Below are 15,709 nucleotides of genomic sequence, written 5' to 3'. Positions count from 1 at the left end.
ATTTAGGCCAAGATGCAGGCATGCACAATATTGCCCTCGATACGGTGGACGCCGTGCACCGCCCTCTGCTGGCCATCAGCACCGACTACAGCCCTGGCACCTTGCTGGACTCCCACACCCACCGCCGTGCGCAGGTGCTGTACGGCATGAGTGGTTTGATGGAGGTGGAGACGGATGACGGCGCCTGGGTGATTCCGCCGTTCAGCGGGGTCTGGATTCCGGCAGGCAAACAGCACAAGGTGCTCATGCAAGGCGTCAGCACGCGCAGCCTGTATATCGAACCCGCTGCCGCGCCGCGCGAGGGCGAGCACTGCGAGGCGCTGGTGGTCAGCCCGCTGCTGCACCAGTTACTGCTGGCATCGATTGCGCTGCCCGCGCTCTACGACGAACAAGGCCGCGACGGCGCGCTGGCACAGCTGCTGCTGCATGAAGTGCGCCTGGCCCAAACCATGCCCTTGTTCGCACCCCTCCCACAAGATACGGTGCTGGCTGGGCTGTGCAAGGCCTTCTTGAAGGCACCTCAAATTCAGGACGCCCCGGAAGAGTGGGCCGAGCAACTGCACAAAAGCCTGCGCAGCTTCAACCGGTTTTTCAGGCAGCAAACCGGCATGAGCTTTGGTGCCTGGCGCCAGCAGGCCTGCTTGCTCGCGGCGCTGCCCAGGTTGGCCGGCGGGCAGTCGGTCACGCAGGTGGCGCTGGACCTGGGCTATGACAGCCCCAGCGCCTTTTCGACGATGTTTCGCAAGCGCTTGGGCCAGGTGCCCAGTGGCTTTCTACCGGCAGCGTCATCGCACAAAGAAAATCCAGCCAGTATCTGCAAGTGACAGCGGAGAGCCTGCGCACTGCGACAAAATACCGCGAACGAACAATTCCATAACAACCGATGAAGAAATCCGTCGTCGTCTCGCTCGGTCTTCTGCTGCTGGCACACGCTACTTCGTCACAGGCAGAAAACAGCAATGGCAAAAACATCTTTGTGCAGCGCTGCGCCATGTGCCATGGCGCTGATATCAGGGGCACGGGCCCGCTGGCCCATAAAAGCAACCCGCCCACACCCGACCTCACCACGGCAGCGTTCAAGAAGCGCCTGCACGATTACCCAGGTGTCATCGTCTCATCGGTGGTGCTGCGGCCCAACGGCGACTTGATTCCCAAAACCTTGCGCGAGAACGGCGTCAAGCTGCCCGCCTTTGCATGGCAGATAAAGGATTTGCGTGATTTGAACAAGTACATGACTGCCTAGATCGCGAAAAGCCGCTAACAAGCGCTGCGCCCGCTATGCGCTGGCGTCCGGCTTTATGCCCCGGCCCCAGGTGCAACATCCGACTCATCTCCCCCAAAAAACCTGAGCGCGATGGTCACGGGTTCGACCCTGAGCCAGGCGTTGAAACCGCTAATTGACTAGACTGGCCCCTCACTCCTTAAGGGCGCAATGCAGCAAGAACCCGATTTTGTACAGAACCTCAGGCAAGAGTTCGGGGACGGTTGGCGCTGGGTGGAGCGTTGCATTGTGCTGGCCTACGCAGCAGCCGCAGGGCTGTGTGTGGTGGGCTTCACGATGGTGGCCGAGAAGGCCTTTGACTGGTTCATGCACATCTACCACTGGCAAGGTGGCTGGGCGGTGCTGCTGTGGACGCCCTGTCTGACGGCAGCCATTGTCTGGGCGACACGCCGTTGGGCACCGGGCGCTGCGGGCTCCGGCATTCCCCAGGTCATGGCCGCGCAGGAGACGGCACTCAACGACCAGCAGCGCAGCCGCTTCGTATCGCTGTGGTTGTCCGCCTCCAAGATTACCCTGGCCGGCTTCGGCTTTCTCGCCGGGCTGTCCATTGGCCGCGAGGGGCCCTCGGTGCAGGTTGCTGCTGGCGTCATGCACCATGCCAAGCGCTGGTTTGGTCCGCGCTCGGGCATCACCAGCCATGCGCTCTTGGTGGCAGGCGGCGCAGCAGGCATTGCGGCGGCCTTCAATGCGCCGCTGGCGGGGATTGTGTTTGCCATTGAGGAACTGTCACGCAAGCTGGAGTCGCGCGCTAGCGGCCTGATCATTGCCGCGATTGTGCTGGCCGGTCTGATGGGGGTATCTGCCTTTGGCAACCTGAACTACTTCGGGCGCATCCAGGTACCCAGTCTCAGCTGGCATGCACTGCTGCCCGGCATCTGCGTGGCCTTGAGCTGCGGCGTGTTGGGCGGCCTGTTCGCCAAGCTCATGGCAGCATCCCTCACCGGCGCGCCCGAGCGCCTCAACCGCCTTCGCGCCAAACACCCCATCCGCTTTGCGGCTGCCGGTGGCTTGGTGATTGCCGTCATCGGCCTGGCCACGAGTGGTGCCACCTTTGGTGCGGGCTCGGAAGAAGTCAAGCACATGCTGGCGGGCGAGGCCGAGTTGCCCGCGCTGTATGTGACGCTCAAATTCATCGCCACCTGGCTGTCTGCCTGGGTGGGTGTGCCTGGCGGAATCTTTGCGCCGTCGCTGTCCATCGGCGCAGGCGTTGGCCACAATGTGTCGCTGATGATGGGCAGCGATATCGCGCCTGCCTTGATTGCGATGGGCATGGCGGCCTTCCTGGCCGCTGTCACGCAGGCCCCGCTCACGGCCTTCATCATCGTGATGGAGATGGTGGACGGGCACTCCATGGTGCTGAGCCTGATGGCGGCCGCGATGCTGGCTAGCCTGGTCTCGCGCATGATTGCCAGGCCGCTGTACGAAACCCTGGCCAACTACATGCTTAGCCAGGTGCAAAGCATGCCGGCTCCAAAGGCGGAAGAGGCAGCGCAAAAGCCCGCCGCGGGCTCCTGATCACCCCTTGAACCACACCCTGGTGATGCGCTTTCGACACCAAAGCGATGAAGGTGGCAGGGCGCTGCCAAACATGTCTAGGTCCATCTGCAAGCTAACCAGAGCGCCTGCATAGACGCACCCGATTTCTTGGCCCTAGCCACTTCAGCAATCCTCCATTACACCGGATTGGAAGGCATGCCATCCGCCGCAAACACCACGCCGCGCGCCTCCAGCTTGGCACGCGCAGCATGGTGCACCACACCGCGCTTGCGCACATCGCCCTCCAACAGCCGCAACAGCGTGGACGGGCTGACATTGGCATGGCGCACCACCTCCATGCGCACGCCCCAGAAGCGGTCGTCCGCAAAGCGATCCAGGATGGCTGCATCGGCATCCGGGTTCATCGCTGCAGCAGCCCGGATGGCCTGGTTGGGGTCCTTCAAAAAAGGCTCCAACTCGGCGGTATTTGCGGCAGCAGAGGCAGCGATATAGCGCTTTGCCTCAGCGGCTTTTTGCTCAGCGGTCTTCTTGGCCATTCTTGCTTCTCATCCTTTGTCATTGCTGCCATGCAGGGCGCGGCGACGAGAACCGCGCAACCCTGGGTGCCGGTGCTAGGGCGCGCTTGAGCGAACTGCCTCAAACCGTTGCCAAGTGCAGCACCATCTCTGCGCTGGCGATCCAGCTACCGAGCCTACACCAGCGCGCTCTCGCCATGCCTGGGAGGCGGTGTTGGATCACACCAATGACGGGCCCGCAGATCGGGCGCATGCGGCCGAGCGAGGCTCTGCAAAACACGCGCCCGATGGCTTGGGCTGGATCGTCTCAAAGTGCATTTGACCATTCCAGAGGCTCGTTAGAGACAGCAGCAATTATTGAAGAACCATTATTAATTGTTTTGGTTTATTCGAGTACCCTGCAGCGACATAAACGGATTGTGAACAATCTGAATTTTCTTCTCTATTTTTGCATTTACCTTTGCAAAAATAATAATATCAAATACTTTTGCAAAAAACCAAAGATACATGCTGGGCATCGCATTGTACATTTTCAACTGTAATTTTTTGTTGCGTCATCGCAGGTCTTCAGAGTCAATCGTCTGATAGTTCGCCAGCAGTCAAAGGGAGATATTTTTATATTTAAACCCAGATCAGCTGGCAGTCCATAAGGCATTAACTCCCAAAGATTATCGCAGCCTCAATATATAGACAGTTCGAATACCCAGCACGGAAAATAATCAATGTTGGGCATTTTCTCAATCCAGGTGAATCTTCGCCGCATACAGGGAATGGAATTCAATCATGCGAAAACAAATGCTGACCCTTGCCGCAGCGCTTGCGATGGCGCTGCCCGGCTTGTCCAACGCTGCCTTGATCACCGGCACCACCAACTATTCCGGTGATGGCGTCTATTCCTTCCGCTCCACCGACCTGACCTATGACGCCGGCGGAGCGGCTTACAGTGACCTGCCAGTTCTGATGTTTTGCATCGACCACGGAGCCCGTCCTCCGTTTGACATCACTTCCCAATTTGACACGGCTGCGGGCGCCAGTGCGATCAAGGGTTCAGCGGGCGCTGCCGGCGAAGCGGCGATCAACTGGGTGCTGGACCAGTACTACGTGAGCTACTACAAGAACGGCAGCATTGAGCAGCGCCGTGCCCTGCAATACGCGCTGTGGGAGATTGGTAACGACTACAACGGTACAGCGGCCAGCATCGATGTCGCTGCAGGCGCATCCCGGCCAAGCGCGGAAGACGTCACCGAATACGGAGGAACGGACCAGGCAGCCTTTGTCAGTGCCTACACCAGCTTGTACAACGCGATGAAGGCGAGCCTGCCTGGCCTGCGCAGCTCGTACCGTTCCACCACCTACACCATCGACCTCTTCCGCAACCTGGATCCGGACTACCAGAACATGGCGGCCCTGATCGAGCGCGCCCCGCCCAACACCGTACCCGTTGCCGAGCCCAGCATCACCGGCACGCCACAAGTCGGCTCCACGGTGACCGGCAGCTACACCTACGCCGACAACAACGGCGATATCGAAAACCCTGTCGGCACCACCTACCAGTTCGTCACCAGCCCCAATCCGAGCATTGGCAGCGCCAGCGAGGGCACGGTTGTGGCCAGTGGAACGACCGGTGGCGCAGGCCAGACGCCCACCTATACCCTGCAGCCCGGAGACCTGAACCAAAACGTTTTCTTCTGCGTCACACCTGCTGCGCAGACCGGTGCAACACCGGGGCTGGAGGTGTGCACCAGCCCTGTGGGGCCTGTGACCACCCGTGTGGTGCAACAAGCGCCCACGCCAGTACCCGGTTTGGGAAGCTGGGCGCTGATCGGCTTGGCATCGCTGCTGGCACTGCTGGGGATACGGCGCCAACGCCAAGGTTGATGCCAGCCATAGCAACCGCCTTCGGGCGGTTTTTTCATGGCTGTGGTTTGCTGTCGCGCGCTGATGCGTGGCGTCGTCGCCAGCAAACGCTGAAAACGGCGCACACAAGCAAGCGGTTTCAGGCCGTTGCCTTCGGATACACAAACTGCGGCAATCCCTGCAGGGTCTCCTTGCTGGCTCCGGGCAGCAGCAAGCCATACTTGCCCAGCTTGAAACGCGAGAACTCGATGGCCACGTCGTAAGTTCCTAGACCCATGAAGCCGCCGATACCGACGATGGCGAAGATCAGGTTGTCTTCCTTGCCGACGATCACATCATCGACGATGCCAATTTCCTGGCCATTGGTGTCGTGCACCGGTTCACCCATGAACTCCTTCTTCACGCTCCAGCCTGTGGCCAGCACCTCCGCCCCTCGTGGCGAAATGGAAAATGGGGTGTGAATCGTTACTTTCTCTTGGTTGTCCATGTACGCACCATCAATGTGTAGAAGTGATTCCAAACTGTATCAATATCTGGGTATGCCGAGAGCATGGCTATCACGCTATAACGCAAGTCGGCATACCGTCTGACATGCTGGGCTGGTAGCGTCTGAACCTGTCCCATCAACCCCGCCGACAGGCTGGAGCGAAAGCCAAGTTTCTGATACATTTATTTTCATTAACTACATTTCAGGACAGGTAATGAAGAAAGTGCTGTGCGCAGCGGCGTTGGCTTTGGCATCCATGGGTTTAGCCTCGGCCGCCAATGCGGCCTTGGTTCAATGGACGCTGACCGATGTGAAGTTTGTCGATGGCGGTACCGCCACCGGCTCCTATGTGTTTGATGACTCAAACAATACGTTCAGCCATATCAACGTGACCGCAACAGGTACGGAAGGTATTCCTGCTGCCAGCTTCAGCAACACCTGCAATGGGTCCAACTGCGACGCTTTTGTTGAAGCTTCTGCAGACGTCATGATTTTTTGTGCCAGCCGATACCAGCGATTTGACGGGCAAACAGATCATTCTGTTAGACCTGCAAAGCGCGATGACCGATAAGGGAGGCCTCATTGCGATCAATCCAAGTGATGTGCCCACGGAGGTTCCGGTTGCTCTGCGTAGCAAAGCCTTCTCCGCATTTTGCCAAGATGCTCGCTGCTTAGTAGCCAACCCAGTGCGCCGTATGATTGCATCAGGCCAAGTAGTTGGCCGTGCATTTGTAGCCCCTAGCACCGCAACCGCCGTGCCCACCCTGGCCCCCTGGAGCCTGGCACTGCTGTCCCTGCTGCTGGCCCCGCTGGCCTGGCTGCACAAGCGCCGCCAACGCTAAGTACAAAGGCCGGGGCGGCACCCTCAGGCACCATCCCGGCCATCCAAAAAGCCCAGCATGCCGTGCAGCAGCTGGGCTTTTTTGATCCGGCAAGCAGCTTCAGCGAGCTGCCCCGCGCCAGACCAAAGCAACGCGGTACTCAGCCTGCGTTGCGGCTGGATTCAAACAGGAACCAGGTACGGCGTTCGGTCTCGTCGATCCAGTTTTCCAGCAGGGAGGACGAGGCAATGTCGCGGTGCTCATCGGTCACGTTGTGCGCCTCGCGCAGGCGAGCCGCGAGCTGCTGGTTGTCCTCACGCAACTCGGCCAGCATGTCCAGCGGATCGACATAGTCGGCATCGTTGTCGCTGATGCGCTGCAGGCGCGCGATATGGCCAATCGAGCGCAAGGTCGTGCCGCCCACCTTGCGGATGCGCTCGGCAATGGCGTCGGTCATCGCGTACAGCTGGTCGGCCTGTTCATCGAGCAGCAAGTGGTAGTCACGGAAATGCGGGCCGCTCATGTGCCAGTGGAAGTTCTTGGTCTTCAGGTAGAGCGCAAACACATCGGCCAGGATGCCGTTCAGTGCGGCACTGATGTCCTTGGTCGCGTCGGCATTCAGATCACTGGGCGTTACCAGCGGCGCCTTGCGGCGTGCCTTGATATCCGTTTTACTGCTGCGGTCAGATTTGGCCATGGTGTACCTTTCAAACAATGCGTTGAAGACAAACGAAGCGAAAGCGGCTTAACCGGCAAGTATCCGGCGCCGAGATGGCAGCCAGATGGCAGCGGTCCATCCGCTCTAACAGACTCTGCGATTCAGAGGCTGTCTAGCTTCATACCAAAGCAGAAATATTGCAAACAAATCCCTGTCAGCCAATGTTGATGATGTGCAGTCAAAGCGCAGACCGTTGATGCACATCAGTAACCGCCACGCGCCGCTGCCAGCAAAGCTCAGCTGTCGTCACTGCGATAAGGGTTGGCAAAGATCGCCTCCACGGGCAAGCCAAACACCACACTGATGCGGTAGGCCAGATCCAGCGACGGATCATGCTTGCCCGTCTCCAGCGCATTGACGGCCTGGCGCGATACCCCCAGGCGTTGCGCCAGATCCGCCTGCGTCCATTGGACCTGGGCGCGCAGGCTGCGCAGATGGTTGTCCATCAGCCACGCAGCCGCATGGCGCAGCCCACCAGGGCCCACATCAGCCAGAACAGCGGCACCACCAACCAGGCGGGCACATGGGGCGCGGCGGCGTAGCTCTCGCCAAAACCCCAGATGCTGCAGAGCATCAGCAGCAAGCCGCAGGCAATGACGACGCTGCGAATGGCCTGCGCACGCTGGTACTCGTCTGCAGCCTTGATCCACAGCAAGGACGCGCGCAGCTGCGCCGCAATGGGCACCGCTACCGCCAAAGCCAGCAGCCAGGCCGTCGGGGTGCCAATGATGGCATCGAACCAGCCCAGGATGACCAGCAGGTGGATGGCGCAGTAGACACCCATCCATAGTGCGGTACGGATGAGGTAGGCACGCATGGAAGACGATGGTGGGTGCGATGGTAAGCGGTGGTGCATGGTGCAATGGGGATGACGATGTAAAGTAAACCTGACTTTATCAAATGTCAGGTTTACTTGTCAATTCCACACCGATTGAACCGCCTTAGAGCTGGAAGGCCACCGCGCGCACCAGCCCCTCACCCACATCGCGCCACCAGCCCGGCGGGCGGTAGGCATAGGTTGCACTCTCTGCCATCTGCTGCTCGCACCAGTGCTGCAGCCAGGCAATGTCCTGCGCGCTATAGAAGGCGGTCATCGCCTCGTAGTTCAGGAACAGGCTGCGCCCGTCGAGGTTGGCCGATCCGCACAGGCCCATGCTGTCGTCCACCACCACCACCTTGGCATGCACCATGTGCGGCGAGCAAAACACCTCGGCCCCCGCCAGCACCAAGGCACGCAGGGCACGTTCGCGGGCCCAGTCGGCCAGGCGGTGGTTGGACTGCTGTGGCACCACCACGCGCACGCGCACGCCCCTGCGGCAAGCCAGGCACCATGCCTCCAACAATGCATCGTCAGGCACGAAATACGGGCTCACCAAGGTGATTGAGGTCTGCGCATGGAAGGCGCTGGCCAGCAGCAGCGCATGCAAGGTGTCATCGGCATGGTCGGGGCCGCTGGGCAGCCACTGGGCCCAGGCCTGGTCGCCGCCTCCCAGCGCCATCGCGGGCGACAGCCACATGGTGCGTCGCCGCCCCCGCGCTGCACGCCAGTCGGCCTCAAACTGCGCGGCCACCACACCGGCCAAGGCGCCTTGCACGTTAAAGCTCAAATCCACCCAGGCCGGGTGCCCGGCGCTGCTGGGCAGAAAGTACTCATCGGCCAGATTGCGCCCGCCGCTCCAGACATGCACGCCATCGGCCACCGCCAGCTTGCGGTGGTTGCGCAGATTGCTGCCGCCACGAATCGGCTGCAGCATCGGCACCATGAAGCGGCGCACCAGGACGCCCGAGCGCCGCAGCTGGCGCAAGCGCGTGGGCAGCAGGCGCCAGCAGCCCACACCATCGAGCAGCAAGCGCACCTTCACCCCGCGCGCCGCCGCCTGCTGCAGCGCCGTGCCAATCTGGCGCCCCACTACATCATCGGCAAACACATAGGTGCCCACATCCAGGCTGCGCTGGGCTTGCTCAATCAGCCGCAGCAACTGCTGCAAGGCCTGCAAGCCATCCTGGTGGAACAGCACCTCGGCATTGGGCTGGGCGGCATCCAGCTCCATGCTGGCGAGCAGTTGGCCGGCCCAGGCCGGCACCTGCTTGGGCACGCTGCTGCGGCGCTGCCCGCTGTTAGGGATGACGGCATGGGCCGGTGGCCGCACCGCCTTGCGCGGGCCAAATACCAGGAACAGCGGCAAAAAGAGATAGGGAAAGGTGACCATGCCCAACACCCAGCCAATGGCCGATGCCGGATGGCGGCGCTGGTGGCCAGCGCGTGTGACCAGGGTGTAGACCAGGAGCGCTACCATCACCGCAATGGTGTGGCCCAGGCCGGAGAGTACCGTCACGCGCAGCATCTGCTAGGCCCCGTCTGCCGATACGGGACTGCGGCTTGGCTGGCAGGCGGCCGGGCCCATCAGAGCAGGTCGAGCACCCGCTCAGGCGGGCGGCACAAACGGGCCCCTTTGGCGCTCACCACAATCGGCCGGTTCAGCAGCACGGGGTGGGCGGCGATCTGCGCGATCAGCTCGGCATCGCTCAGGCCTTCTCGGCCCAGGTCCAGCTCGTGGTAAATGGCCTCTTTGCTGCGCATCACCTCACGCACTGGCACGCCCAGTTGGGCGATCAGCGCCGTCAAATGCGCAGGGCTCAGCTGTGCGTGCAGGTAGTCGATTACCTGGGGCTGGATGCCCTGCGCCTCAATCAGCGCCAGCGCGCCGCGCGAGTTGCTGCAGCGCGGGTTGTGGTAGATGGTGATGGTGTCTTGGGCCATGCCCGCCATCTTATTACAGAGAGGCTTCCAGCTCCGGCATGATGATGCGCGCCTTGGTCAGCGCCATGCCCAGGTTGGCGGTGCGGCGGCAGACCAGCACGGCCACATACTCGGGGTTGGCCTTGCCGCGCATGAAGATGTGGATCAGGTTGTCGCTGTTGACGATGATCTCTTGAAAGTAGTGGTGGCCATCGTCCTGCAGGCCACGCGACTTCTTGAACATGCGCTCGATCATCGAGACATTGGGGCCGTTGAAAAGGTCAGCCGTTGCAGCAGCCACCAGGTCGATGACCTCGCGCGGGTGCGAATCCACCGTGCGAATCGCCAGCAGCATGCCCGTGGCCACGTCGACATAGCCGGCGGCCAGACATTCGGGCACAAAGGTAGCGACTTTCTGCAAAACGGTATCCATGGACATTGATGTATTCCTTCAAAGTGGGTTGATAAAGGGCTGGCACCTCGGGTGCGATCAGCCCATTTTTTCGAGCAGCATTTCTTCATACGCCAACAGCGAGCGTTCTTGCTGCTCGGACTGCACGTACTGCGGCTCGATCTCGCGCACACGGCGCAGCGCTTCTTCAGCGGTGACGCCTTCAAAAACCAGCCAGGCTGCCAGCACGGTGCCCGTGCGGCCCAGGCCTGCCAGGCAGTGCACCGCCAGCACCTCGCCCGCCAGCAGCAGGCGCTTCATCTTGAGCATCAGCATCTGCAGCTGAGACACCGAAGGCGGCTCACGGTCATGCACCGGCAGATGCACATTGCGCAGGCCATTGCGCGCCAGCGCTGCCTGGTCAATATCTTTCTCGGTCAAGGACACCAGCACGGTGACACCGCAGCGCTTCAAAGCCTGCAAGTCCACATCGGCGTCGTTGACCACACCCGGCAACGGCGTGCCTGCCAGCTTGCCGGGCACCAGCCAGGCAAAGCCGCGCGGACCGCGTGCGCTGGGCACAAAGTGTTCGGCCGCCAGCACCGGGTTGGCCAGGGCCAGATCGGGCAATACCGCGCGCTGGCTTTGGCGTGCGGCCTGCGCAGCGGTGGGGGCGGGCGCCTGGGCTGCTGCGGGCACAGATTCGGCCTCCATGGCCTCTTGCACCGACTGCTGCGGCACCACCACCGCACAGCTGCCGCTGCGCACAAACTGCTGGCCTGCCGGTGAATAGGGTGCGGAGAAAAAGTGCTCGGCGCGGCTGGTCTCCTGCACCGCGCCACCGGCCAGCAGCAGCACATGGTCGGCCACCCGCTGGGCATGGCGCTGGTTGTGGGTCACCAGCAGCACGGCGCGCTCCTGGGCAATGCGCTTGAGCAGCTCCAGCAGCAGGTAGCTGTCGTAGTCCTGCAAATCAGCGCTGGGCTCATCGCACATCAACAAAAGGGGCTGGGCAGCGGCCTCGCGCAGAATAGCAACCGCTCGCTGGTGCATGGCCGACAGCTCCACTGTCGTCTGCGCCAACATCGGCTTGATATCGGCAAAACCCATGCGGTCCAGATAGGCCTCGCACCAGGCCCGGCGGTCCAGGCCGGAGAGCAAGTGGGCTTGTGGCAGCAACTCGCTGATTGAATCCTGCACACTCGACTGCATCAGACGCACATGCTGGCGCACCAAGTGCGGTCGGTGATCGCTCGCCAGCGGCTGGCCGGCATAGCGCAGCTGCCCCCATTGCACAAAGCGCGGGTTCTCGTCATTGAGGCCCGCCAGGCTGCGCAACACCGTGGACTTGCCGCCGCCCACCGGCCCCATCAAGGCCGTGATGGCGCAAGGGGCAATCTGCAATTGCAGGCTGGAGAGAATGACCTTGTCGCCATAGGCCACGCCCCAGTTGTCTGTTTCCAGAACGGGTGTTGGTGTTTGCACGCGATGGGAGCCGCTTGGCGGCATTGGGAGGTGGACAGAAAGCCAAGCCGGGCACGACCTCGGCGCGCCAGCCATCCGATCACGCAGATGTAGACCATCTTGGTGATTCAAAAAACGAAACACCAATAGTCAATTAATGTTTCAAAAATCCAGTTTAGGGGGAAACCCGAAGCGTTTGTTTGATCCAGATCAAACGCGATATAGGTCACCTATTGATCGGGCGATAACACCACAGAAATCCAAATTATTGTGAGAGTGGCGCTGCCGAAATGCAGCACGCCGAATGCGCCCATGATGCGCGCAGCTAGGCCAGCCTGCTGACTCGACCCACCAGCAAGTCAAAGAACAAGAGAGGTATCAGCGCGCTGCCGAGCTGCGCATGGTGCGGATCAGCAAGATGACCGGCACCAGTCCCACCAGCACCAGCGCGAGGGACGGCAAGGCCGCCTCACCCAGGCGCTCATCGCGCGCCAGCTGGTAGGCCACGACGGCCAGGGTGTCGCTGTTGAAAGGACGCAGCACCATCGTGGCGGGCAGCTCCTTCATCACATCGACAAAGACCAGCAAGGCGGCGGTCAAGGCTGAGCGGCGCAGCAGCGGGCCATGCACGCGGGCCAGCAGGCCGGCGCTGCCAACGCCCAGCATGCGCGCCGATTCATCCAGGCTCTTGGGAATGCGGGTGTAGCCGCTTTGCAGGGACTGCAACGCAATGGCGGTAAAGCGCACGAGGTAGGCCCAGATGATGCCGGTCGAGGTGGCGGTGATCAGCGCCGGAAAGCCCCATTGCGGAAACGCCTGCTGCACCCAGCCCACCGGCAGCAACAAGCCCACCACAATCACCGCGCCGGGCACCGCATAGCCCAGGCTGATAAGACCCACGGTGCTGCGCGTGACCCAGTCCTGGCTGCGGCGTGCCGCATAGGCGGCCAGCATCGCAATGGCCACGGCCAGCACGGCGGTGATGGCACCAAAGCGGATGCTGTTGCCAGCCCACTGCACAAAGCGGTCCAGCGGAATCACCGACCAATCGGCCGCCAGGGGCCGCAGCATGAACATGACCGGCAGCACAAAACCCAGCAGCACCGGCAGGGCACAGACCAGCCAGGCCGCCAGGCAGCGCGCGCCTTGCAGGCGGTAAGGCTGGGCCTCGGCCGATGAGGCGCGCCCCACCCCGCTGGTGACAAAGCGCATGCGCCGCTGCGCGCGCAGCTCCAGCTGCAGCACAATCAGCACCAAGACCAGCAGCATCGTCGCCAGCTGGGCCGCAGCACTGCGGTTTTCCATGGACAGCCAGGCCTTGTAGATGCCGGTGGTGAAGGTCTGGATGCCAAAGTAGCTCACCACGCCGAAATCGGCCAGGGTCTCCATCATCACCAGCGCCACACCAGCCACCACCGCCGGCCGGGCCATCGGCAAGGCCACCGTCCAGATGCGGCGCGGCATCGACGCACCCAGCAGACGCGCGGCTTCCATCAGGTGCGCGGCGCGCTCGCTCAAAGCGGTCCGGGCCAGCAGGTAAACATACGGGTAGAGCGACACCACAAACACCAGCACGGCGCCGCCGAGCGAACGCACCTCGGGCAGCAAGCGCCCTTGCAGCCCAAAGCTGGCGCGCATCCATACCTGCAGCGGCCCGCTGAACTGCAGAAAATCGGTATAGGCATAGGCCGTCACATAGGCCGGCATGGCCAGCGGCAGCAGCAGCAACCACTCCAAGGTCTTGCGGCCGCGAAAGTCGAACAAGGTCACCACCGCCGCGCACAAGCTGCCCAGCACCGCCGAGCCCAGCGCCACCATCACGCCCAGCGCCACCGTGGTTTGGATATAGCCGGGCAGCACCGTGGCAAACATCTCGCGCACCACGGCAAAGGCATCGGCGTCATTGCCCGCCCCGGGCAGCCAGGCGCTGAAAACCGTGAGCACCGGCAACACCAACACCAAAGCAATGGCTACCAACAGCAGCTGACGACGGAAGCGGGCGAGATTTTGCAAATGCGAATCACTGACAGGCCAAAAGCTGGCGATTCTACCTGCCCGTTTGCTAAGCCCTTTCCACGGGAGAGCCCTCTACAATGCAGCCATGTTTCTAGAGGTCTCCCAACTGAATGTGCGCTACGCCGGGCGCCCCCAGCCTGCCGTGGCGCAGGTGTCTTTGCAGCTGCAGGCGGGCGATATAGGCGTGCTGATTGGCCCCTCGGGCTGCGGCAAGACGACCTTGCTGCGTGCGGTCGCCGGGCTCGAACCCATCAGCAGCGGCGAGATCCGCCTGCAAGGCCAGATGGTCAGCAGCAGCAGCGCCAATCTGCCACCAGAAAAGCGCCGCATCGGCATGGTGTTCCAAGACTACGCCCTCTTCCCGCATCTGACGGTCGGCAAGAACGTGGCCTTTGGTATCCACCAACGGCCCAAGGCCGAGCAGCAAGCGCGCGTGCAAGAGGTACTGCGCCTGGTGGGGCTGGAGAACAGCGCGTCACGCTACCCGCATGAGCTCTCTGGCGGCCAGCAGCAGCGCGTGGCGCTGGCCCGGGCGCTGGCACCCGAGCCGCAGCTGATGCTGCTTGACGAGCCCTTCTCCAACCTGGATGTGGACCTGCGCGAGCGCCTGGCCCATGAACTGCGCGACATCCTCAAAGCTGCGCAGGCAACCGCCCTCTTCGTCACCCATGACCAGCTGGAAGCCTTTGCCATTGGCGACCAGATCGGCGTGATGGAAAGCGGCCATCTGCACCAATGGGCTGATGCCACCACCCTGTTCCAAAAGCCGGCGAGCCGCTTTGTGGCCAACTTTATCGGCCATGGCAGCCTGCTGCCGGCCAGCCCGATCTCGTCTGCGCAAGGCTGGCAGCTTGATACGCCCCTCGGTGCCATTGCGACACCTGAGGTCCCAGAGGCCTGCGATGTGCTGCTGCGCGCCAGCGAGGTGGTGTTTGATGCGGACTCGCCCTACCGCGCGACCTTGCTGCGCAAGTCCTTCCGGGGATCACAGTACCTGTACACGATGCAGCTGCCCAGCCAGCAGCTGGTCTATGCCCAGGTCTCCAGCCAGCTGCAGCATGCGCTGGGCGACAGCATTGGCCTGCGTGCCAAGCCCGAGCACCTGGTCTGCTTCGCGCCCGAGCACTGAGGCCCAAGCCCGAGGCGCTGAATCCTGATCAGCGCTGCACTTGGCGCAACTGGCCCACCGCTGCCTGCAACTCTGCCGACCAGTCGCGCCGGTTGCGGCCTGCGCTGCTCTGCGGCTCGCCATAGTTCAGCTGGGCCACCAAGGGCGGGGCCGTCACAGTGCGCCAGATGGAGCCTAGCAGGCTCTCATCGCCCACATAGCTGGGGGCACTGCTCATGCGGCCGCTTTGCTTGTCGTAAAAGCACAGGCCCAAGGGCAGCACCGGCGCTTCGGCCGCAATCGCTGATTGCAGCAGGTTGGCATGGAAGGGCAGCAGCTGCTGGCCATCACCGGTGGTGCCTTCGGGAAACACAGCCACCATATCGCCGTTGCGCATCGCCTCTTCCATGCGGCTGACGGTGCGCATCGCATCGCGGCGCGAGTTGCGCTCGATAAACAAGGTGCCTGCTGCGCTGGCCAGGCCGCCAATCACCGGCCAGGCCTTGACGTCGGACTTGGAGACAAAGCGGCAGTGCTTGGCCGCGTGAATGGCCGGGATATCGAGCCAAGAGAGGTGGTTGGCAACGATCAGCAAGGGGCCCTGCTGGGGCACGGTGCCCAGCACGCGCAGCTCGATGCCGCTGACTTGCAGCAGCTGGCCGGCCCAGCGCTCCACCGCCCGGTTGCGCTCCGCATGGCTCAAACGGCCAAAGGTGCGCCAGATGGTGATGACACCGACAACGATATGCAGGCCCAGCCGCGCAAGGCGTACCAGGCCAATAAAAGAACGGGTCAGTGCTTGCATGGGTGGGG

Annotated in this window: 18 protein-coding genes; 7 read left to right on the top strand and 11 right to left on the bottom strand. The window is 62.2% G+C overall.

Annotation, left to right across the window (positions count from 1 at the left end; translation table 11 throughout):
• Positions 1-20: 20 nt before the first annotated feature.
• The 3 genes from EDF71_RS03715 (at position 21) to EDF71_RS03705 (ending at position 2,797) form a co-directional block, all read left to right on the top strand.
• Positions 21-824, top strand: coding sequence for a helix-turn-helix transcriptional regulator (locus EDF71_RS03715; protein ID WP_133855297.1), 804 nt, complete (start codon positions 21-23; stop codon positions 822-824).
• A gap of 59 nt (positions 825-883) precedes the next feature.
• Positions 884-1,243 carry a c-type cytochrome gene (locus EDF71_RS03710; protein ID WP_133855296.1) on the top strand — a complete coding sequence of 120 codons (360 nt, stop codon included), beginning with the start codon at positions 884-886 and terminating at the stop codon, positions 1,241-1,243.
• A gap of 189 nt (positions 1,244-1,432) precedes the next feature.
• The gene (locus tag EDF71_RS03705) at positions 1,433-2,797 is read left to right on the top strand and encodes a chloride channel protein (RefSeq protein WP_133855295.1); all 1,365 of its coding nucleotides are present in this window, start codon (positions 1,433-1,435) and stop codon (positions 2,795-2,797) included.
• Positions 2,798-2,955: 158 nt separating this feature from the next.
• Here the strand turns inward: EDF71_RS03705 and EDF71_RS03700 are convergent, their stop codons facing one another.
• On the bottom strand, positions 2,956-3,315 hold the full coding sequence (locus EDF71_RS03700) for a hypothetical protein (RefSeq protein WP_133855294.1): 360 nt from the start codon (positions 3,313-3,315) through the stop codon (positions 2,956-2,958).
• Positions 3,316-4,077: 762 nt separating this feature from the next.
• On the opposite strand from EDF71_RS03700, the gene EDF71_RS03695 reads away from it, so the two are divergent.
• The gene (locus tag EDF71_RS03695; protein WP_133855293.1) at positions 4,078-5,172 is read left to right on the top strand and encodes an IPTL-CTERM sorting domain-containing protein; all 1,095 of its coding nucleotides are present in this window, start codon (positions 4,078-4,080) and stop codon (positions 5,170-5,172) included.
• Positions 5,173-5,290: 118 nt separating this feature from the next.
• Here EDF71_RS03695 and EDF71_RS03690 read toward each other — a convergent pair whose 3' ends face one another.
• Positions 5,291-5,638, bottom strand: coding sequence for a PRC-barrel domain-containing protein (locus EDF71_RS03690; protein WP_133855292.1), 348 nt, complete (start codon positions 5,636-5,638; stop codon positions 5,291-5,293).
• 214 nt (positions 5,639-5,852) lie between these two features.
• Here EDF71_RS03690 and EDF71_RS03685 point away from each other — a divergent pair, with 214 nt between their 5' ends.
• Together EDF71_RS03685 and EDF71_RS24915 are read left to right on the top strand one after the other, a co-directional pair.
• Positions 5,853-6,209, top strand: coding sequence for a hypothetical protein (locus EDF71_RS03685; protein WP_133855291.1), 357 nt, complete (start codon positions 5,853-5,855; stop codon positions 6,207-6,209).
• A 124-nt stretch (positions 6,210-6,333) separates the two neighbouring features.
• Positions 6,334-6,480: an IPTL-CTERM sorting domain-containing protein gene (locus EDF71_RS24915; protein WP_166656444.1), complete on the top strand. Its 147-nt coding sequence runs from the start codon at positions 6,334-6,336 to the stop codon at positions 6,478-6,480.
• 139 nt (positions 6,481-6,619) lie between these two features.
• Here EDF71_RS24915 and EDF71_RS03675 read toward each other — a convergent pair whose 3' ends face one another.
• The 8 genes from EDF71_RS03675 to EDF71_RS03640 all read right to left on the bottom strand — a co-directional run bounded on the left by EDF71_RS03675 (position 6,620) and on the right by EDF71_RS03640 (position 13,785).
• A complete protein-coding gene (locus tag EDF71_RS03675; RefSeq protein WP_133855289.1) occupies positions 6,620-7,156 on the bottom strand; it encodes a DNA starvation/stationary phase protection protein in 537 nt (178 codons plus the stop codon).
• A gap of 257 nt (positions 7,157-7,413) precedes the next feature.
• Positions 7,414-7,623 (bottom strand): helix-turn-helix transcriptional regulator, encoded by a 210-nt coding sequence (locus EDF71_RS03670; RefSeq protein ID WP_133855288.1) that lies wholly within the window; start codon positions 7,621-7,623, stop codon positions 7,414-7,416.
• Positions 7,623-7,994 carry a hypothetical protein gene (locus tag EDF71_RS03665; protein WP_243854163.1) on the bottom strand — a complete coding sequence of 124 codons (372 nt, stop codon included), beginning with the start codon at positions 7,992-7,994 and terminating at the stop codon, positions 7,623-7,625. Before EDF71_RS03665 ends, EDF71_RS03670 begins: the two co-directional genes overlap by 1 nt.
• 124 nt (positions 7,995-8,118) lie before the next feature.
• Positions 8,119-9,522, bottom strand: a complete 1,404-nt coding sequence (locus EDF71_RS03660) for a phospholipase D-like domain-containing protein (RefSeq protein WP_133855286.1) — start codon at positions 9,520-9,522, stop codon at positions 8,119-8,121.
• 59 nt (positions 9,523-9,581) lie between these two features.
• On the bottom strand, positions 9,582-9,938 hold the full coding sequence (arsC, locus tag EDF71_RS03655; RefSeq protein ID WP_133855285.1) for an arsenate reductase (glutaredoxin): 357 nt from the start codon (positions 9,936-9,938) through the stop codon (positions 9,582-9,584).
• A gap of 13 nt (positions 9,939-9,951) precedes the next feature.
• Positions 9,952-10,356: a hypothetical protein gene (locus EDF71_RS03650; protein WP_133855284.1), complete on the bottom strand. Its 405-nt coding sequence runs from the start codon at positions 10,354-10,356 to the stop codon at positions 9,952-9,954.
• Between the two features lie 51 nt (positions 10,357-10,407).
• A complete protein-coding gene (locus EDF71_RS03645; RefSeq protein ID WP_243854162.1) occupies positions 10,408-11,793 on the bottom strand; it encodes an ATP-binding cassette domain-containing protein in 1,386 nt (461 codons plus the stop codon).
• Between the two features lie 357 nt (positions 11,794-12,150).
• A complete protein-coding gene (locus tag EDF71_RS03640) occupies positions 12,151-13,785 on the bottom strand; it encodes an iron ABC transporter permease (RefSeq protein ID WP_133855282.1) in 1,635 nt (544 codons plus the stop codon).
• Positions 13,786-13,873: 88 nt separating this feature from the next.
• Here EDF71_RS03640 and EDF71_RS03635 point away from each other — a divergent pair, with 88 nt between their 5' ends.
• Positions 13,874-14,917 (top strand): ABC transporter ATP-binding protein, encoded by a 1,044-nt coding sequence (locus EDF71_RS03635; RefSeq protein ID WP_133855281.1) that lies wholly within the window; start codon positions 13,874-13,876, stop codon positions 14,915-14,917.
• Positions 14,918-14,945: 28 nt separating this feature from the next.
• Here the strand turns inward: EDF71_RS03635 and EDF71_RS03630 are convergent, their stop codons facing one another.
• On the bottom strand, positions 14,946-15,701 hold the full coding sequence (locus EDF71_RS03630) for a lysophospholipid acyltransferase family protein (RefSeq protein WP_133855280.1): 756 nt from the start codon (positions 15,699-15,701) through the stop codon (positions 14,946-14,948).
• Positions 15,702-15,709: the final 8 nt, after the last annotated feature.

The sequence above is a fragment of the Comamonas sp. JUb58 genome, from assembly GCF_004364775.1.
Taxonomy (GTDB): Bacteria; Pseudomonadota; Gammaproteobacteria; order Burkholderiales; family Burkholderiaceae_C; genus Comamonas.
Note: the sequence above shows the minus strand (reverse complement) of the source record. Positions and strands in the feature narration are given on the sequence as shown.